Genomic DNA, 15082 nt, shown 5'->3' with positions numbered 1-15082 from the left:
AAATGAATTTAATACGTTTTGCACTCCGCAAGCCCATCTCCATCTTAGTATTGGTTGCGGGTCTATTTTTCTTCGGAATTGGTGCCATCAAGGACATTAAGGTAGATATTTTGCCAAAAATGAACTTGCCGGTAATTTATATTGCGCATCCGTTTGGAGGTTATACGCCAGACCAAATGGAGGCTTATTTTGCCAAAAACTACGTGAATGTTTTGCCTTTCTCGAATGGTATAAAATCAGTAGAAACCAAAAATATTCAAGGGTTAATGATTATGAAATTAACCTATTACGAAGGTACAAATATGGCTCAGGCTGCTGCCGAGTTGAGTGCGCTTTCAAACAGAATCCAAGCGGTTTTCCCTCCAGGAACACAACCTCCGTTTATCATTCGTTTTGATGCTTCTTCATTACCAATCGGACAATTGGTTTTGAGCAGTAAAATCAGATCAAATAATGAATTGCAGGATTTGGCCAACGTTTATGTTCGTGCTTCATTTACTTCAATTCCTGGTTTATTATCTCCGGCTCCGTTTGGAGGAAGTCCAAGAACTATTGAGATTAACGTAGATCCCGATTTATTGCGTTCTCACAATATGACGCCAGATCAAATCGTAGAAGCGATTCGTTTAAACAACCAGACAGCGCCATCAGGAAACGTTCGTATGGGCGACAAAAACTATATTACGCCAACCAACAATACGATTAAAGAAATTAAAGATTTTGAAAATATTCCGCTATTTAAAGGAAGTGTTCAAAACCTAAAATTAGGTGATGTAGCAATTGTAAAAGACGGTGCCGATATTACTGCGGGTTATGCTTTGGTAAACGGAAAACGTTCGGTTTACATCAGTATTGCAAAAGCGGGAGATGCTTCGACTTGGGATGTGGTTCAGAAATTAAAAGCTGAATTGCCAAAAATCCAAAGCACACTTCCTGAAGACGTTAAATTATCATACGAATTTGACCAATCTGTTTATGTAATCAACTCGGTAAAAAGTTTGATTACAGAAGGAATTATTGGAGCAGTTTTAACGGGATTAATGGTTTTATTATTCCTTGGCGACCGTCGTGCGGCTTTGATCGTAATCTTGACAATTCCGATTTCGATTATTTCTGGAGTTTTATTCCTTAAATTATTCGGTCAAACAATCAACTTGATGTCTTTATCAGGATTGGCTTTGGCCATTGGTATTTTGGTGGATGAAAGTACGGTGACGATTGAAAATATTCACCAACATCTCGACATGGGAAAACCAAAAGCACTCGCCATTTGGGATGCCTGTCAGGAAATTGCGTTACCTAAATTATTGATCTTACTTTGTATTTTGGCTGTGTTTGCTCCAGCATTTACAATGGTTGGTATTCCGGGAGCGTTGTTTTTGCCTTTGGCTTTAGCAATTGGTTTTTCAATGGTAATTTCATTCTTATTATCACAGACCTTTGTTCCTGTAATGGCAAACTGGTTGATGAAAGGACATGCAAAACACGAACATACGCCTGAAATCACAGATGATGAAGCAGAATTCAACGCGTGCGGATTGACGCCAGAATCTGAACAAGATTTGATTACGCAGAAAAAAGTAATGGTTGAAAGACTAGACACTGATCAAAACGGAAAAATAAGTCCGTTTGAACGATTCAAAGTCCGTTTTATGAAATTGCTGGATCGTTTATTCGTTCATAAAAAAATAACAACTATTACGTATTTGATTTCTGCTACGGCATTAGCTATTCTATTAATTACTTTTATTGGAAAAGATGTTTTCCCAAGAACCAATTCAAGTCAGTTTCAATTGAGAATACGCGCTGTTGACGGAACCCGTTTAGAAAGAACAGAAGAACAAGCAAGAATTGTTTTGAAAGAACTGGAAAAAATGGTTGGAAAAGAACATATCGGAATCTCTTCTGTTTATGTCGGCCAGCACCCTTCTCTTTTCTCAATCAACCCAATTTATTTATTCATGGCAGGTTCTCACGAAGCGGTTTTCCAAGTGAGTTTAAAAGAATATCACGAAGACATGGATGACTTTAAAGATGAATTTAGAGCAAGACTAAAAAAAGTTTTACCTGATACTAAGCTTTCTTTCGAACCAATCGAATTGACTGATAAAGTTTTAAGCCAAGGTTCTCCTACTCCAATCGAAGTTCGAATTGCAGGAAAAGACAAAAAACGAAATGAATTATACGCAAATCAAATTGTTGAAAAACTAAAAGCAATTTCATATTTCAGAGACGTTCAAATTGGACAGCCAATTCATTATCCAGCAATGAATATTGATATTGACAGAACGCGTGCTGCCGAATTAGGCGTTGATATGAACGATATTTCGAGATCACTTGTAGCTTCAACCTCATCATCAAGATATACCGAAAAAAATACCTGGGTCGATGAAAGAGCCGGATTATCATACAACGTTCAGGTACAAGTGCCATTGAACAAAATGAAAAGCAAAACCGATATTGGAGAAATTCCAGTATTGAAAAACTCGCTGCGTCCAGTTTTAAGTGACGTTGCTAAAATTACACCAAGCTTTGTCAGCGGTGAAAATGACAATTTAGGGGCAATGCCGTACATTACCGTTACAGCAAACATCAACCAGACCGATTTGGGGACCGCGTCAAAAGATGTTGCTGCAACTATAAATTCATTGGGAGAATTACCTAGGGGGTTATTCATTACGCCAATCGGTTTGAGTAAAGTATTGGAGGAAACATTAAGCAGTTTACAAGTAGGATTATTGGTTGCCATTTTTGTAATCTTCTTAATGTTGGCCGCTAATTTCCAGTCATTCAAAGTTTCGCTGGTAATTTTAACAACCGTTCCGGCGGTAGTTTTGGGAGCCTTAATAATGCTGACATTAACTGGTTCAACATTGAATTTACAATCGTACATGGGAATCATCATGTCGGTTGGGGTTTCGATTGCGAATGCCGTTTTATTGGTTACCAATGCCGAGCAATTGCGCAAACGAAACGGAAATGCATTAGAATCGGCACGTGAAGCTGCGGCGTTGCGTCTTCGTCCAATTATCATGACATCAGTTGCGATGATTATGGGAATGTTGCCAATGGCGATTGGACACGGCGAAGGAGGCGATCAGGTTTCTCCGTTAGGAAGAGCGGTAATTGGTGGATTATTATTTTCTACTTTTGCCGTACTGTTAATCCTTCCGCAGATATTTGCGTGGGCACAAGAAAAAACAACAACACAATCTGTTTCTTTAGATCCTGAAGACGAAGAAAGCATCCATTATATCTCATCTTTAAAACCAAAAAATGAACACTAAAATTATAAAATATAGCGCGCTGTTTTTTTCAGCATTATTTTTCCTGAACAGCTGTAATTCTAAAAAAGAAGAAGTTGTTACAGCAGAAATCGAACCTAAAACTGAAACGTTTCTTTTAGAAAAAGAAAAACTGACTACCGAATTGCGTTTACCAGCCGAATTAACTGGTTTTCAACAAGTAGATTTATATGCAAAAGTAAGCAGTTTCGTAAAAGATTTAAAAGTTGATATTGGTTCCAAAGTAAAAAAAGGACAACTTTTGATTGTTTTGGAAGCGCCTGAAATCAGTTCTCAATTGGCTGCAGCCGAATCAAGATTAAAATCGATGGAAGCCATTTACGCAACTAGCAAAAGCACGTACAACCGTTTGTATGAAACCAGCAAAGTGGAAGGAACAATTTCTAAAAATGATTTAGAAATGGCTAACGGAAAGAAAAACTCTGATTACGCACAATATCAAGCCGCAATTGCAGCGCACAAAGAAATTTCTATTATAAGAGGTTATTTAGAAATTCGTGCGCCGTTTGACGGTGTTGTAGCCGCTAGAAATGTGAATTTAGGAACATTTGTTGGTCCATCAGGAAAAGGTTCAGATTTGCCTTTATTAACGATTCAGGAACAAAGTAAATTGCGTTTAGCGGTTTCGGTTCCGGAATTGTACACGGGATATTTGCACCAAGGCGACGAAATGAGTTTCAACGTAAAATCATTGCCTGAAACTTTTAAAGCAACAATTACCAGAATGTCTGGCGCTTTGGATTTAAAATTACGTTCTGAAAGAGTCGAAATGGACGTTCACAATACAAAAGGCGATTTATTACCAGGAATGGTTGCCGAAGTTTTATTACCGCTTAACGCGAAAGACAGCACATTTGTAGTGCCAAAATCAGCGGTAGTAAGTTCTGCAGAAGGAATATATGTGATAAAAGTGGTAAACCACAAAGCCACAAGAGTTGACATTAAAAAAGGAAGAGAAATCGACGATAAAATTGAAATTTTCGGTGATTTGACTCTGAAAGATAAACTGGTAAAAATTGCCAGCGAAGAAACTAAGGAAGGCGATACAATAAACGAATAACCTGCGTTTAGTCTTCTTTTTAGTAGATTACCCAAAAACTGTACGCATTATTTAATGCGAGCATTTTAAAATTTGATTTGGTTTTAAAATGTAAAATTAAATTTATTTTGAAAAGGGAGCGGTGCTATTTTTAGTGCCGCTTCTTTTTTTGATTTTAATAATAGGTTATTTAATTGCAAACAGGTATATATACTTATTAGTTTCAGATAATTTATTGTTACACTTGTCTTTATAAATTTTATTCCGATTACGGTTTTCCATAAAAAAGACAGAATTCGAATCTAGATATTTGTCTGAAACGGAATACTTCAGTACAAAAATTAACAAACTGAAAAACTATGAAATATTTGTATCAATTATTCTTGGCATTCAACTCAACTTGGCTAATCGTTGTTGTTTATTTAGTCAAAGAAAAATATGAATTTATTTTTTTAGATGAATATCATACGTATTATTCATGGATTCTTTTTGTAGCAATTCCGATTATTCTAAGCGCTTTAAGCTTTTTAATTGCTAGAAATTTACCAAAAGACAGTTTACAAAACAATTCAGTTTTAGAAATTGAATTAGCAAATAATAATTTTCTCCCAACATATTTAGGATACTTTTTTGTGTCGCTGGGAATAGAAGATATCTCTACACTTATTGTTGTTTTTACAATTATATATGTTTTCACATTTCTATCACAAACTCTTTATTTCAATCCTATTTTCTTGCTTTTTGGCTATCATTTCTATTTTATTAAAACATCTAGAAACATAAAAATATTTTTAATAACAAGAAAACAATTAAAAGCACCAAGTGAAAATGGTTTTGAAAAATTAAGAAGAATCAACAATTATACTTTTATAGAACTCTAATTAACATTAATATGGCAAATTATATTTACGGAAAAGTAAAAAGAAAACAAAATATGTTTCGTGTCATTGAAACAGAAACGAATGTTTACGATATTGGACAACTAAATTTAAATGGTATCGATTATAATCCTGCAACTCTCATTGAAAATGAAGAATTTTATCAAGTTACTAGTTTTTCAACCTCAGGTTTCATATTAGAATTTCTTCAGAATGATATAGATTCTGTGAATCACGATCAAATTTCACAAGCTGATTTAAAGAAACTTTCTTTCATATGTACAGTACAAACTAATTTATATTTTTTTCAAATAATAAATTCGAGTTTTTATATTAGTAAAAAATGGTTTTCTATTGAAGAATTGACAATACAAACTGAAAAACCAATTATCACTATAAATCCATGTGCAGATACCATCTATGATAAACAAAGTGACATCCTATATTTTAAAAGATTGCCTGCTGCGCAAAAAATTTTTAAAGGAATGGACCAATTATACAGAGTAGCAACAGAAGATGAGACACAGGCATTCTTAAATAATGATTTTCTTGATGTAAACAATGGTTTTCTTACAAACAATGTTAGTGTTCCAAATAGAAAACGGATTGCTTTAGTTAATGAAACTTTAAGTCGTTTTACTAATGATGAAAAACAAGCAATATATGATTATACAAATCAATATGGACATGTGACCTATCAAAATGGAAAATTTAAAATCGAAACTGATGATGATTTAAAATTTGTTCTTTGGGGAATTGAACAGAGATTTTACACGACACCAATTGGTGCTGAAAAGAGAGTAGCTAATTCAATTATAAATATTTAAATTGATTAAAGTTAATTATTCAAAAAATAATAAATCAGCAATAATTAAAACAAAAATCCCCGCTAGCGCGAGCGTCTCGCTCGTGAACGCAGTGAGTCATTAAGTTTAGTTTGTCATTTCGACCGAAGGGAGAAATCACACTAGAAACTCCGCTAAGTATGTCGCCAATCTTTGTCGATCAACGGGTGCGATTTCTCCCTTCGGTCGAAATGACAAACTGTACGCATTGAACTATTGTGTAAAATGACAAAATCGAATAGAAAAACATGTATATTCGTACAAAAAACAACATGTTTAATCCTCAAATTGGCTTTCATAGCTATTATGTCTACATTATAACAAATGAACATCGAACATCTTTTTACAATGGTGTTACAAATAACTTAAAACAAAGACTTGCAAAGCATAAGGAAAATATTGATTTGAACATTAATAGTTTTGCAGGAAAATATAATATTCAGTTTTTAGTTTATTACGAAAAATTTACTTGGATACAGGAAGCAATCGCACGAGAAAAAGAATTGAAAAAATGGCGAAGAGATAAGAAAATTGAATTGATAAGGAGTTTTAATGAAACTTTTGAATTTCTAAATTTTCATTTTGAATAAGTTTTACTTTCTTTCAAATCTTTGTCGATATACTTGTGTGATTTCTCGTTCCTCGAAATGACAAACTGAATGCAAAAATCTCAAGACCAAAATCTCAAAAAAATATTCTTATTTTTGAATATAAAATTCCCAATAAATGATTGATATAAAAACATTTGATCAAGCAGAAGATTTACAAAACCCGAGACGTGTATTAAAATATGTGCTTCTGTTTTGTACATCGGGAGAAATGACGCTTTCTGTGGATGAAAATGAATATACGATTACCAAAAATTCAGTCATTACGATCACTTCTGGTCAAATACATTATATCAAAAACAGTAACCAAGCAACCGGATTTGTTCTTGAATTTACTTATGATTTTTTCTGCAAAAATGATAATGACATCGAACTGATTTTTCACAATAGTTTATTCTGCCATTTTGCAATGAATGAAGTCATTCAAGTTGATAACGATAAACTGGTTATTGATTCGCTACAACTTATTCAACAAGAAATTGCCGAAAAACCGTATCAATACCTCATCTCTATTCATTCTAGAATCCAATTGATTTTAATAGAAATCAATCGTTCTAAAATAAAACTCGGAGAAGAAATCTATAAACCTGATGCTTTGTTTCTTCATTTTCTAGAAGCCATTCGCGGGAATTTTGATAAAAATCTTTCGGTTACTGAAATTGCCAATTTAATTGGAACTACAGAAGCCAAACTCAATGAACTTTCAAAACTGCATTGCAATAAAACCGCTCAAAATATCATCTTCGGATTGATTATTTCTGAAGCAAAACGTTTGTTTACTTACGAGAAATTATCGGTTAAAGAAACGGCTTATTCTTTAGGTTTTAATGATCCGTTTTATTTTTCGAACTTCTTCAAAAAGCATACTAACATTTCTCCTAAATCTTATAAAGAAAAAGTAGCGGGTTTATAATTTGAAATTTGTTACGCGTTTTTTTTAACACATAGAAACATAGGTTTTAAATGTGCTTAAAAAATGTAAAAGAGAAACTAGTTTCTCAACACATAGCTATGTTTATTAATGCAAGTGAAAAGCCTTTATAAGTTTGTAAAATCTATGTTTCTATGTGTTTAAATAAATCGCACAGAATATCCCATTACATGCTTTTTCCAAGATTATCTATTCTTTAAAGCGAACCACTGCCTGATCTTTGTATCTGATTAATAACTAACAGAATAGTTTATGAAAAGATATCAGGATTATGCCACTTTGCTTTTACGAATTGCAATGGCTATTGGATTTTTATCCGCCGTTTTAAGTCGGTTGGGTTTCTTGGGAAAACAATCTTCGGGCTGGGAAAATTTTCTGGCTTACGCCGAAGAAGTCAATTCTTTTTTGCCTAAAAGTCTTATTCCGTCAATTGCAATTTTCAGCACTTTTTTGGAATCCTTATTTGCTGTTTTATTCTTAGTTGGATATCAAACAAGAAAAACTGCTATTGGTGCTTCAATTCTAACTTTTTTGTTTGCGTTGGCAATGACGTATTCTTTCGGAATTAAAGAACCTCTTGATTATTCTGATTTTGTCTTTTCTATGGGTGCTTTCCTTTTATCAACCGCCGACAAATACCGATGGAGTTTAGACGAATACCTTTTAAAAATCAACTAATTAAATTAAATACATTATGGAAACTAGAATCACAAAAAGCAATGAATTAGAGTGGAAACCACTTCAGGAAGAAGGCATAAAAACAGACGGAATTTATGCTAAAGTACTACGCTTCGACAAAACCACCAACCGACCTCCTACTTTTCTTTTAAAGTTTGAACCTGGCGCGTCGTACCCAAATCACGTTCATCCCGCCGGCGAAGAAATCTACGTTCTCGAAGGCGAAGTCCGTTCGGGAAAAGACGAATTAAAAGCTGGGGATTATTTGTATATGCCTCCTGGAAGTACGCATTCTGTTTTTTCAAGAACAGGTTGTACACTTTTGTTTATGGTGCCTGAGGAAGTTGTAATTTTGAAGTAACGTAATTAAAATCTTCATTTAATTTTAATACCTCTCACTATAAATAGAGGTATTAAAATTTGAATACATATAAATTCAGATTGTTAATTTCTAATTATAAAATATACAGCCAAAACTACAAAAATTAGAGGACCAAAGAATAAACATCTAGAAAATAGGATTTCTTTATTAGTTGCAATATAATCGTATTCTAGATCTCCACTGCTCCATTTACTTCTTGATGCAAAAAAAATCTTAGGCCTTTTATAAGAAGCAGCAAAGTCATTATAAAATAAAAAAAGTAACAATCGAAAATAAACAATATAAAAGAATGGAAATCCTGTCAATACAAAACTTATAAGATCGTTATTATTTATAAATATTTGTAAAAAAAAGTTTAAAGCAACAAGTAATAAACCTAAAAAAGCATATTCTTTAAATTGATTCTTGTCTATAATTTTCTGTGAATTTATATAAAACATAATCCACAAATTTAATCCTACGAAAAAGGAAAACTTACTAAATTCATAAGATACACATTTTTTAAAAAATATCATTGCAGATATATAAATTAGCATTAAAATTAGTGCATAAATTGCAAAGATCGACTTGCTATTTTTTTTTAGAAAACTATCTTTTTCCAAATTACCCTTACATGTCGTATGCTTAAATTTCAAGTTATTCATAAATCAATATTATTATATTTAATTTTCAAATCTGTTAAATTTCAGAAAATAAAAACAAAAAAGACAACTTAAAAAACCAAATTATATTAAAATAAGTTTTTATCAGTAGTATAAATTGTACTTGTAAATAAAAACTATTTCAAATCCTTCTTAATAACCAAATACTTCAAATCCGTTTTTCCAGCATTACTGATTCCGTGTTCAGCATTTGGCGGACAATAAAAACTGGTGTTTGGTCCAGCTGTAACGGTTTTTCCTTCTAGGAAGAATTCGGCTGTTCCTTCTAAAATATAGAAAAATTCTTCTTCAGGATGGTGATGTGGCGCATGAGTTGATTTTCCAGGTTCTACAATACTCATTTTAAGTGTGTTTTCCTGAGTGAAGTTTTTATCGGCAAACCAATATTGATAGCCTACTTTTGTTTTTGTGGCTTTGTTTAAATCAAAATGATTGACACAATTTTCGATTGTGTATTTTGGCTCTGTTGAAGTTGTTTCTTTTTTTACTTCTTGAGAAAAGCTAATCTGATGGAAAAACAGAACAGCTAATGTGGTTTTAATAAGAATTGTTGGTTTCATTATTTTTTTGTAATGTTATGAAAAAATCTCTTTCACTGATTTAATTCTCTATTTGTTGTCCATTCATATTAGCTCTTAAAAATCCTTCAATAAAGGATATACTTTTTTAAACTTGTTGAACGCAACTTCATATACATTTTTATTTTCCGTATTAGGAAAATAAGTTTGTCCGATTTTGTTATCATTTGTGATTTCCTCGCCTAGTGATTTTAAACCTATAAGAACAGCGCCCCAGGAAGATCCTTCGATAGTTTGCGAGGTTTCAACCTGCATCTGAAAAATATCAGCAACCATTTGGAGCCACAGTTCGCTTTTACCAAATCCGCCGCTGGCCATAACTTTTGTTTCTTTTCTATGTTCAGGATCCGGAATTAAAATTTCTGTAATTTGGAACAATCCAAATAAAATTCCTTCTAAAGTGGCTCTTACCAAGTGCGCTTGTGTGTGCGTAATCTGCATTCCTAAAAGGCTTCCTTGAGCCGAGGCATCCCAGATTGGCGCTCGTTCTCCCAATAAATAAGGTACAAAAAGCAGTCCATCAGAACCTGCAGGGATTTTTGCGGCTTCTTCAATAAGAACTTCTAAAGATTGTGCTGTATTGAGCAAAGTTTCTTTCAGCCATTGTAAAACTATCGCACCATTATTGACAGCACCTAAAGTAAGATATTGATTGTCCATTAAATGATAACACTGCGTGCGCATTTGATCATCAAGATACGGTTTGTCAATAGGCAATCGAACTGCTCCGCTCGTGCCAATAGTCAAAGCAATACATTTTTTGTTCATAGCGCCTGTTCCGAGATTGGCCAACGCACCGTCGCCACCACCCATGATATAAAGAAAATCATCTGAAATTCCTTTGCATTGGTGTGTGACTTCACAAACTTTAGATAGTTGATGTGGCTGTATATTTAAGAAATCCAAAACTTCCTCATCCCAATCCAAAGTATGAATGTTTAACAATCCAGTTCCGGACGCCATAGAGGTGTCTGTATAATATTCATTGGTCAAATGATGCCAGACATATTCTTTAATACTTATGAATTTATAGGTTTTGGAAAATAGTTCAGATTCAAATTCTTTGAACCAGGCAATTTTTGTCAAGGGAGAAAAAGGATGAATTGGTATTCCGGTTTTTTGATAAAAGTGTTTTCCCTGATCTGAATTTTTAAGTTTTTCGGCAATTCCCGCAGCTCTGTTATCTGCCCATAAAATAGCATCAGTCAGTGGTTTTCCATTTTCATCAATTGCAATAACGCTTTGCATCGCCGAGCTAAAACTGATAAACTGAGGCTGAATTCCGTTTGTAATCTCGTTAATACATTCTTTTACAGTTTGCAAAATTTCATATGGTTTTTGAACACTCCATTCCGGCTTGGGATGATACATTTCGTACGACTTAGCAATTTGTCGAAGCACATTTCCCTGTCTATCAAAACAAACGGCTTTTGTGGCTGTTGTTCCTATGTCAATGCCAATATACAATGCTTCCATATTATTTATCTGATTCATAAATTTAAAAGTATAACAGAACTAATTCGCTGTGTAACGCCACATAATTAAATTATTGATTAAGCGTCTTTTTAATTTGTCTCGTAAAAATATTACTTTCTACACGTAAAAAGGCGCCATTTAAGATTTAATACGTTAAATAAATTCATTTAAAGTTGCTTAGAAAAATTATGAAAAAGATATCTTCTCGTCTAGCCCTGATAGAAACGGCATCCTTTTGTGACGGGGTTCGCCACAAAAGATATAGTGGAGAGCAGGACTAAACATTCTTTTGAAAACGAAATTTCTGCTCCTGAAAAAATTCTTAACTCAACTTTGCAGAATATCCGAAATAAAAACTACTTTTAAAAACGCTTCAAAAGCAACTTTTAAACCTTTTTATAATGCTCCAACTTAAAATAAAATCACAACTTATATTTCTTATTGCTTTAACTTTTACAAATTTTATATCCGCTCAGACATCAAAAGAAAAAAGCTATAACTTAATAGCAAAAGGCGCAGTTCTCACAAAACTATCGGATCAATTCAGTTTTACGGAAGGCCCTGCTTCGGATAAAAAAGGAAATATTTATTTTACCGATCAGCCTAATAATAGAATCATGAAATGGTCGGTAAATGGAGAACTTTCTGTTTTTATGGAAAATGCAGGAAGGTCTAACGGTTTGTATTTTGATCATGCAGGAAACCTTTTGGCTTGCGCCGATGAAAAAAATGAGCTTTGGAAAATAGACAAAAACAAAAATTATACTGTATTATTAAACAACTTCGAAGGAAAAAGGCTGAATGGTCCCAATGATCTTTGGGTTGACCCAAAAGGCGGTATCTATTTTACAGATCCTTTCTATCAAAGAGATTACTGGAAACATACTTCCAAAGAAATTGAGAAAGAATCTGTTTACTATTTATCTCCGGATAAATCCAAAGTTATCAACGTTGCCGATGACCTTGTAAAACCGAATGGCATTATTGGAACTTCAGATGGGAAAACCTTATACGTAGCGGATATAGGAGCAAATAAAACGTATTCTTATACAATCGAAAGCAACGGTATTTTAGGCAAAAAAACGCTGTTTACTGAATCAGGCTCAGATGGAATGACAATAGATGAGTCCGGAAATATTTACTTATGCGGAAAAGGAGTTACTGTATTCAATCCAAAGAGAAAAAAAATAGCCCATATTGATGTTCCTGAACCTTGGACCGCTAATGTTTGTTTTGGAGGAAAAAAATTTAAAACATTATTTATTACTGCCAGTAAAAGTGTTTATACAATAGAAATGAATGTTCGGGGAATGAAATAATCGTTCCTATTTCTCTTTTTTATTTTTATCATTTTCCAAAATTTTGATTGAAATTTTATTCGTTAATGAGAAATCAGACATTTTCCAGAATCAAAAAACTTCAAAAACATCTTAATTTGATTCGAATTTGGTTTGAATTTTGCTTGAAATGAAATTTTCTAAAAATAGAAAACCTTCAGAAATGCCATATTTTACTAGCATTTTAGAACTCTCTATGATTCAATAAGAAAATATTATGATAAAAATATTTCATAATCAGAAAAACCGCCATACATTTGCCTAACAGTGTTAAACAATTTAATACTAAATCAAAATGGCTAGTAAAGATCGAATTTTAAGACAAAAAGAAGAGACAAGAAGTAACATTCTTGGGGCTGCTTATGACATCGTAAAAGAAGACGGCTGGAATGGTTTGAGTATGCGCAAAATTGCTGACAGAATTGAATATACTGCCCCTATTATTTATGAATACTTTTCTAATAAAGATGCTATCTTGACTGAATTGACTGGTCAAGGGTTTATTAAACTGGCAAAAGAATTAGAAAAAGCGAAAGCAAAATTTGAAAAACCAGAAGAACAATTAGAAGCCATGTGGATGGCTTATTGGGATTTTGCCTTTACAGATACCGAAATGTATCAGGTAATGTTCGGAGTTCAGATGAATTGCTGTTCGCAACAATGTTCGCTTTCAGATTCGCCTTATATGATGTTCACAGCAGTTATTGCTGAAGTCATGAAAAACAGCAATCCGGATGCGGAAATTATTAAACAAAAGTATTTTACTTTCTTTTCTATTATTCATGGTTTGATTGCGATCAACATCATTAACAGAAATGGAGCTTTGGAAAGTATCAACAATCAAATTTTGAAAGACGCTATTGGCGGTATTATCAAATCAATACAATAAAAAAATTTTCAATTTCACTTAACAGTGTAAAATAATTTAAGGACAATTTTAAAAATCCTTTTTTTTAGAAGTTTAACTTAACGCTGTTAGAAAATTTAATTAACGTAATTAGAGCTTTTTTTTACTCTCTTACTTAACAGTGATAAATGATTTAATACCGATTTAAAGCAGAATCAAAAAAACAGCTTACAATAAGAAAATTGCGCACTTAAACTTAACAACGTTAGATAATTTAATTAAATTAATTATGAATCCTGAGAATGTCAGAATGCAAAAGATTTTAAAACAAATGAATGTCCAACAAATTAAAACCAATATGAAAATGAAAAATGTAATTATAACCAGCTTTATTCTGGCATTAGTACTAAGCAGCTGTGCTGATAAAAATCAGACACCTGCTGCTCCGCCTCCACCGGTTTTACCTGTGGCAGCAATCACAAGCGCTAACACAACTACTGACGCTGAATATCCTGCTTCTATACAAGGTACTGTTGACGTTGAAATTCGTCCGCAAGTAAGCGGAAACCTTGAAAGAGTTTATGTTGACGAAGGTGCTTATGTAACAAAAGGTCAAACTTTATTCAAAATAAACGAACGTCCTTTCCGCGAACAATTGAATAATGCTTTAGCAAATCTTCACGCAGCAGAAGCGGCTTTGATAAACGCTAATTTAGAAGTTGACAAATTGACTCCATTAGTTCAAAATAAAGTAGTTTCAGACTATCAATTAAAAACGGCTAAAGCTTCTCAAAAAATTGCTGCTGCAAATATCGAACAAGCAAAAGCAATGGTTGGATCGGCTAGAATCAATTTAGGATATACTACTGTAACTGCTCCTGTAAGTGGCTACATTGGAAGATTACCTAAAAAACAAGGAAGTTTAGTTTCAGCTACAGATGTTGAACCTTTGACAAATCTTTCAGATGTTCATGAAGTTTTTGCTTATTTTTCTCTTGGAGAAACTGATTTTATCAATTTCAAAGCACAATATGCCGGAAATACTATCGGTGATAAAATCAGAAAACTACCTCCTGTAACTTTAGTTTTGGCAGATAACAATGCGTATCCTCAAACTGGGAAAATTGATATGGTTGACGGTCAGTTCGACAAAACTACCGGAGCGATTACTGTAAGAGCAACTTTCCCAAATGCAAACGGAATTTTACGTTCTGGAAATACAGGAAGAATCCGTTTAGGCGTTCAGCACGACGATGCGATTTTAGTTCCACAATCGGCTACGGTTGAAATGCAGGATAAAATATTTGTATTCACTGTAAGCAAAGACAATAAAGTAAGCAAAATGCCAATCACGATTGCTGGTAAAAGCGGTGTTAATTATCTAATCAAAGATGGTGTAAAATCAGGTGACCAAATCGTTTTGAGCGGTATTGACAAACTTCAAGAAGGACAAGTTATTCAACCTGAAAAATCAACTAAAGTTGCCCAAGTAATTAATCAAAAATAATAAAAACGA

At 33.3% G+C, this 15082-nt stretch carries 14 protein-coding genes; 11 read left to right on the top strand and 3 right to left on the bottom strand.

Annotated features, from left to right (window positions below; translation table 11 throughout):
• Window positions 1-2 precede the first annotated feature (2 nt).
• The 8 genes from FN795_RS19550 to FN795_RS19515 all read left to right on the top strand — a co-directional run bounded on the left by FN795_RS19550 (window position 3) and on the right by FN795_RS19515 (window position 8645).
• On the top strand, window positions 3-3287 hold the full coding sequence (locus FN795_RS19550; protein ID WP_142452172.1) for an efflux RND transporter permease subunit: 3285 nt from the start codon (window positions 3-5) through the stop codon (window positions 3285-3287).
• The gene (locus FN795_RS19545; RefSeq protein ID WP_142452171.1) at window positions 3277-4365 is read left to right on the top strand and encodes an efflux RND transporter periplasmic adaptor subunit; all 1089 of its coding nucleotides are present in this window, start codon (window positions 3277-3279) and stop codon (window positions 4363-4365) included. The genes FN795_RS19550 and FN795_RS19545 overlap by 11 nt, the downstream gene beginning before the upstream one ends.
• A gap of 338 nt (window positions 4366-4703) precedes the next feature.
• The gene (locus FN795_RS19540) at window positions 4704-5225 is read left to right on the top strand and encodes a hypothetical protein (RefSeq protein WP_142452170.1); all 522 of its coding nucleotides are present in this window, start codon (window positions 4704-4706) and stop codon (window positions 5223-5225) included.
• A gap of 11 nt (window positions 5226-5236) precedes the next feature.
• Window positions 5237-6049: a hypothetical protein gene (locus tag FN795_RS19535; RefSeq protein ID WP_142452169.1), complete on the top strand. Its 813-nt coding sequence runs from the start codon at window positions 5237-5239 to the stop codon at window positions 6047-6049.
• Between the two features lie 290 nt (window positions 6050-6339).
• A complete protein-coding gene (locus tag FN795_RS19530; protein ID WP_142452168.1) occupies window positions 6340-6657 on the top strand; it encodes a GIY-YIG nuclease family protein in 318 nt (105 codons plus the stop codon).
• A gap of 136 nt (window positions 6658-6793) precedes the next feature.
• On the top strand, window positions 6794-7588 hold the full coding sequence (locus FN795_RS19525) for a helix-turn-helix domain-containing protein (RefSeq protein WP_142452167.1): 795 nt from the start codon (window positions 6794-6796) through the stop codon (window positions 7586-7588).
• 270 nt (window positions 7589-7858) lie between these two features.
• On the top strand, window positions 7859-8284 hold the full coding sequence (locus FN795_RS19520) for a DoxX family protein (RefSeq protein WP_142452166.1): 426 nt from the start codon (window positions 7859-7861) through the stop codon (window positions 8282-8284).
• Between the two features lie 16 nt (window positions 8285-8300).
• Window positions 8301-8645 carry a dimethylsulfonioproprionate lyase family protein gene (locus FN795_RS19515; protein ID WP_142452165.1) on the top strand — a complete coding sequence of 115 codons (345 nt, stop codon included), beginning with the start codon at window positions 8301-8303 and terminating at the stop codon, window positions 8643-8645.
• 83 nt (window positions 8646-8728) lie between these two features.
• On the opposite strand, the gene FN795_RS21495 is transcribed toward FN795_RS19515, so the two are convergent.
• From FN795_RS21495 to FN795_RS19505, 3 genes are all read right to left on the bottom strand, one after another.
• Window positions 8729-9106, bottom strand: coding sequence for a hypothetical protein (locus FN795_RS21495; protein ID WP_167498101.1), 378 nt, complete (start codon window positions 9104-9106; stop codon window positions 8729-8731).
• 338 nt (window positions 9107-9444) lie between these two features.
• A complete protein-coding gene (locus FN795_RS19510; RefSeq protein ID WP_142452164.1) occupies window positions 9445-9888 on the bottom strand; it encodes a cupin domain-containing protein in 444 nt (147 codons plus the stop codon).
• 75 nt (window positions 9889-9963) lie between these two features.
• Entirely contained in the window at window positions 9964-11400 is a 1437-nt protein-coding gene (locus FN795_RS19505; RefSeq protein WP_142452163.1) for a gluconokinase, read from the bottom strand.
• A gap of 383 nt (window positions 11401-11783) precedes the next feature.
• Here FN795_RS19505 and FN795_RS19500 point away from each other — a divergent pair, with 383 nt between their 5' ends.
• The 3 genes from FN795_RS19500 to FN795_RS19490 all read left to right on the top strand — a co-directional run bounded on the left by FN795_RS19500 (window position 11784) and on the right by FN795_RS19490 (window position 15073).
• A complete protein-coding gene (locus FN795_RS19500) occupies window positions 11784-12701 on the top strand; it encodes an SMP-30/gluconolactonase/LRE family protein (protein WP_154275374.1) in 918 nt (305 codons plus the stop codon).
• Between the two features lie 313 nt (window positions 12702-13014).
• Window positions 13015-13608, top strand: a complete 594-nt coding sequence (locus FN795_RS19495) for a TetR/AcrR family transcriptional regulator (RefSeq protein WP_142452162.1) — start codon at window positions 13015-13017, stop codon at window positions 13606-13608.
• Between the two features lie 247 nt (window positions 13609-13855).
• Window positions 13856-15073, top strand: a complete 1218-nt coding sequence (locus FN795_RS19490) for an efflux RND transporter periplasmic adaptor subunit (protein WP_142452161.1) — start codon at window positions 13856-13858, stop codon at window positions 15071-15073.
• The last annotated feature ends 9 nt before the right edge of the window (window positions 15074-15082 follow it).

Source organism: Flavobacterium resistens, assembly GCF_900182645.1.
Lineage (GTDB): Bacteria > Bacteroidota > Bacteroidia > Flavobacteriales > Flavobacteriaceae > Flavobacterium > Flavobacterium resistens.
This window is presented reverse-complemented; position numbering and strand designations above follow the sequence as displayed.

Coding starts and splice junctions, on each gene's coding strand:
- FN795_RS19550 (WP_142452172.1), top strand. CDS start 3: ATGAATTTAATACGTTTTGCACTCCGCAAGCCCATCTCCATCTTAGTA.
- FN795_RS19545 (WP_142452171.1), top strand. CDS start 3,277: ATGAACACTAAAATTATAAAATATAGCGCGCTGTTTTTTTCAGCATTA.
- FN795_RS19540 (WP_142452170.1), top strand. CDS start 4,704: ATGAAATATTTGTATCAATTATTCTTGGCATTCAACTCAACTTGGCTA.
- FN795_RS19535 (WP_142452169.1), top strand. CDS start 5,237: ATGGCAAATTATATTTACGGAAAAGTAAAAAGAAAACAAAATATGTTT.
- FN795_RS19530 (WP_142452168.1), top strand. CDS start 6,340: ATGTTTAATCCTCAAATTGGCTTTCATAGCTATTATGTCTACATTATA.
- FN795_RS19525 (WP_142452167.1), top strand. CDS start 6,794: ATGATTGATATAAAAACATTTGATCAAGCAGAAGATTTACAAAACCCG.
- FN795_RS19520 (WP_142452166.1), top strand. CDS start 7,859: ATGAAAAGATATCAGGATTATGCCACTTTGCTTTTACGAATTGCAATG.
- FN795_RS19515 (WP_142452165.1), top strand. CDS start 8,301: ATGGAAACTAGAATCACAAAAAGCAATGAATTAGAGTGGAAACCACTT.
- FN795_RS21495 (WP_167498101.1), bottom strand. CDS start 9,106: ATGTTTTATATAAATTCACAGAAAATTATAGACAAGAATCAATTTAAA.
- FN795_RS19510 (WP_142452164.1), bottom strand. CDS start 9,888: ATGAAACCAACAATTCTTATTAAAACCACATTAGCTGTTCTGTTTTTC.
- FN795_RS19505 (WP_142452163.1), bottom strand. CDS start 11,400: ATGAATCAGATAAATAATATGGAAGCATTGTATATTGGCATTGACATA.
- FN795_RS19500 (WP_154275374.1), top strand. CDS start 11,784: ATGCTCCAACTTAAAATAAAATCACAACTTATATTTCTTATTGCTTTA.
- FN795_RS19495 (WP_142452162.1), top strand. CDS start 13,015: ATGGCTAGTAAAGATCGAATTTTAAGACAAAAAGAAGAGACAAGAAGT.
- FN795_RS19490 (WP_142452161.1), top strand. CDS start 13,856: ATGAATCCTGAGAATGTCAGAATGCAAAAGATTTTAAAACAAATGAAT.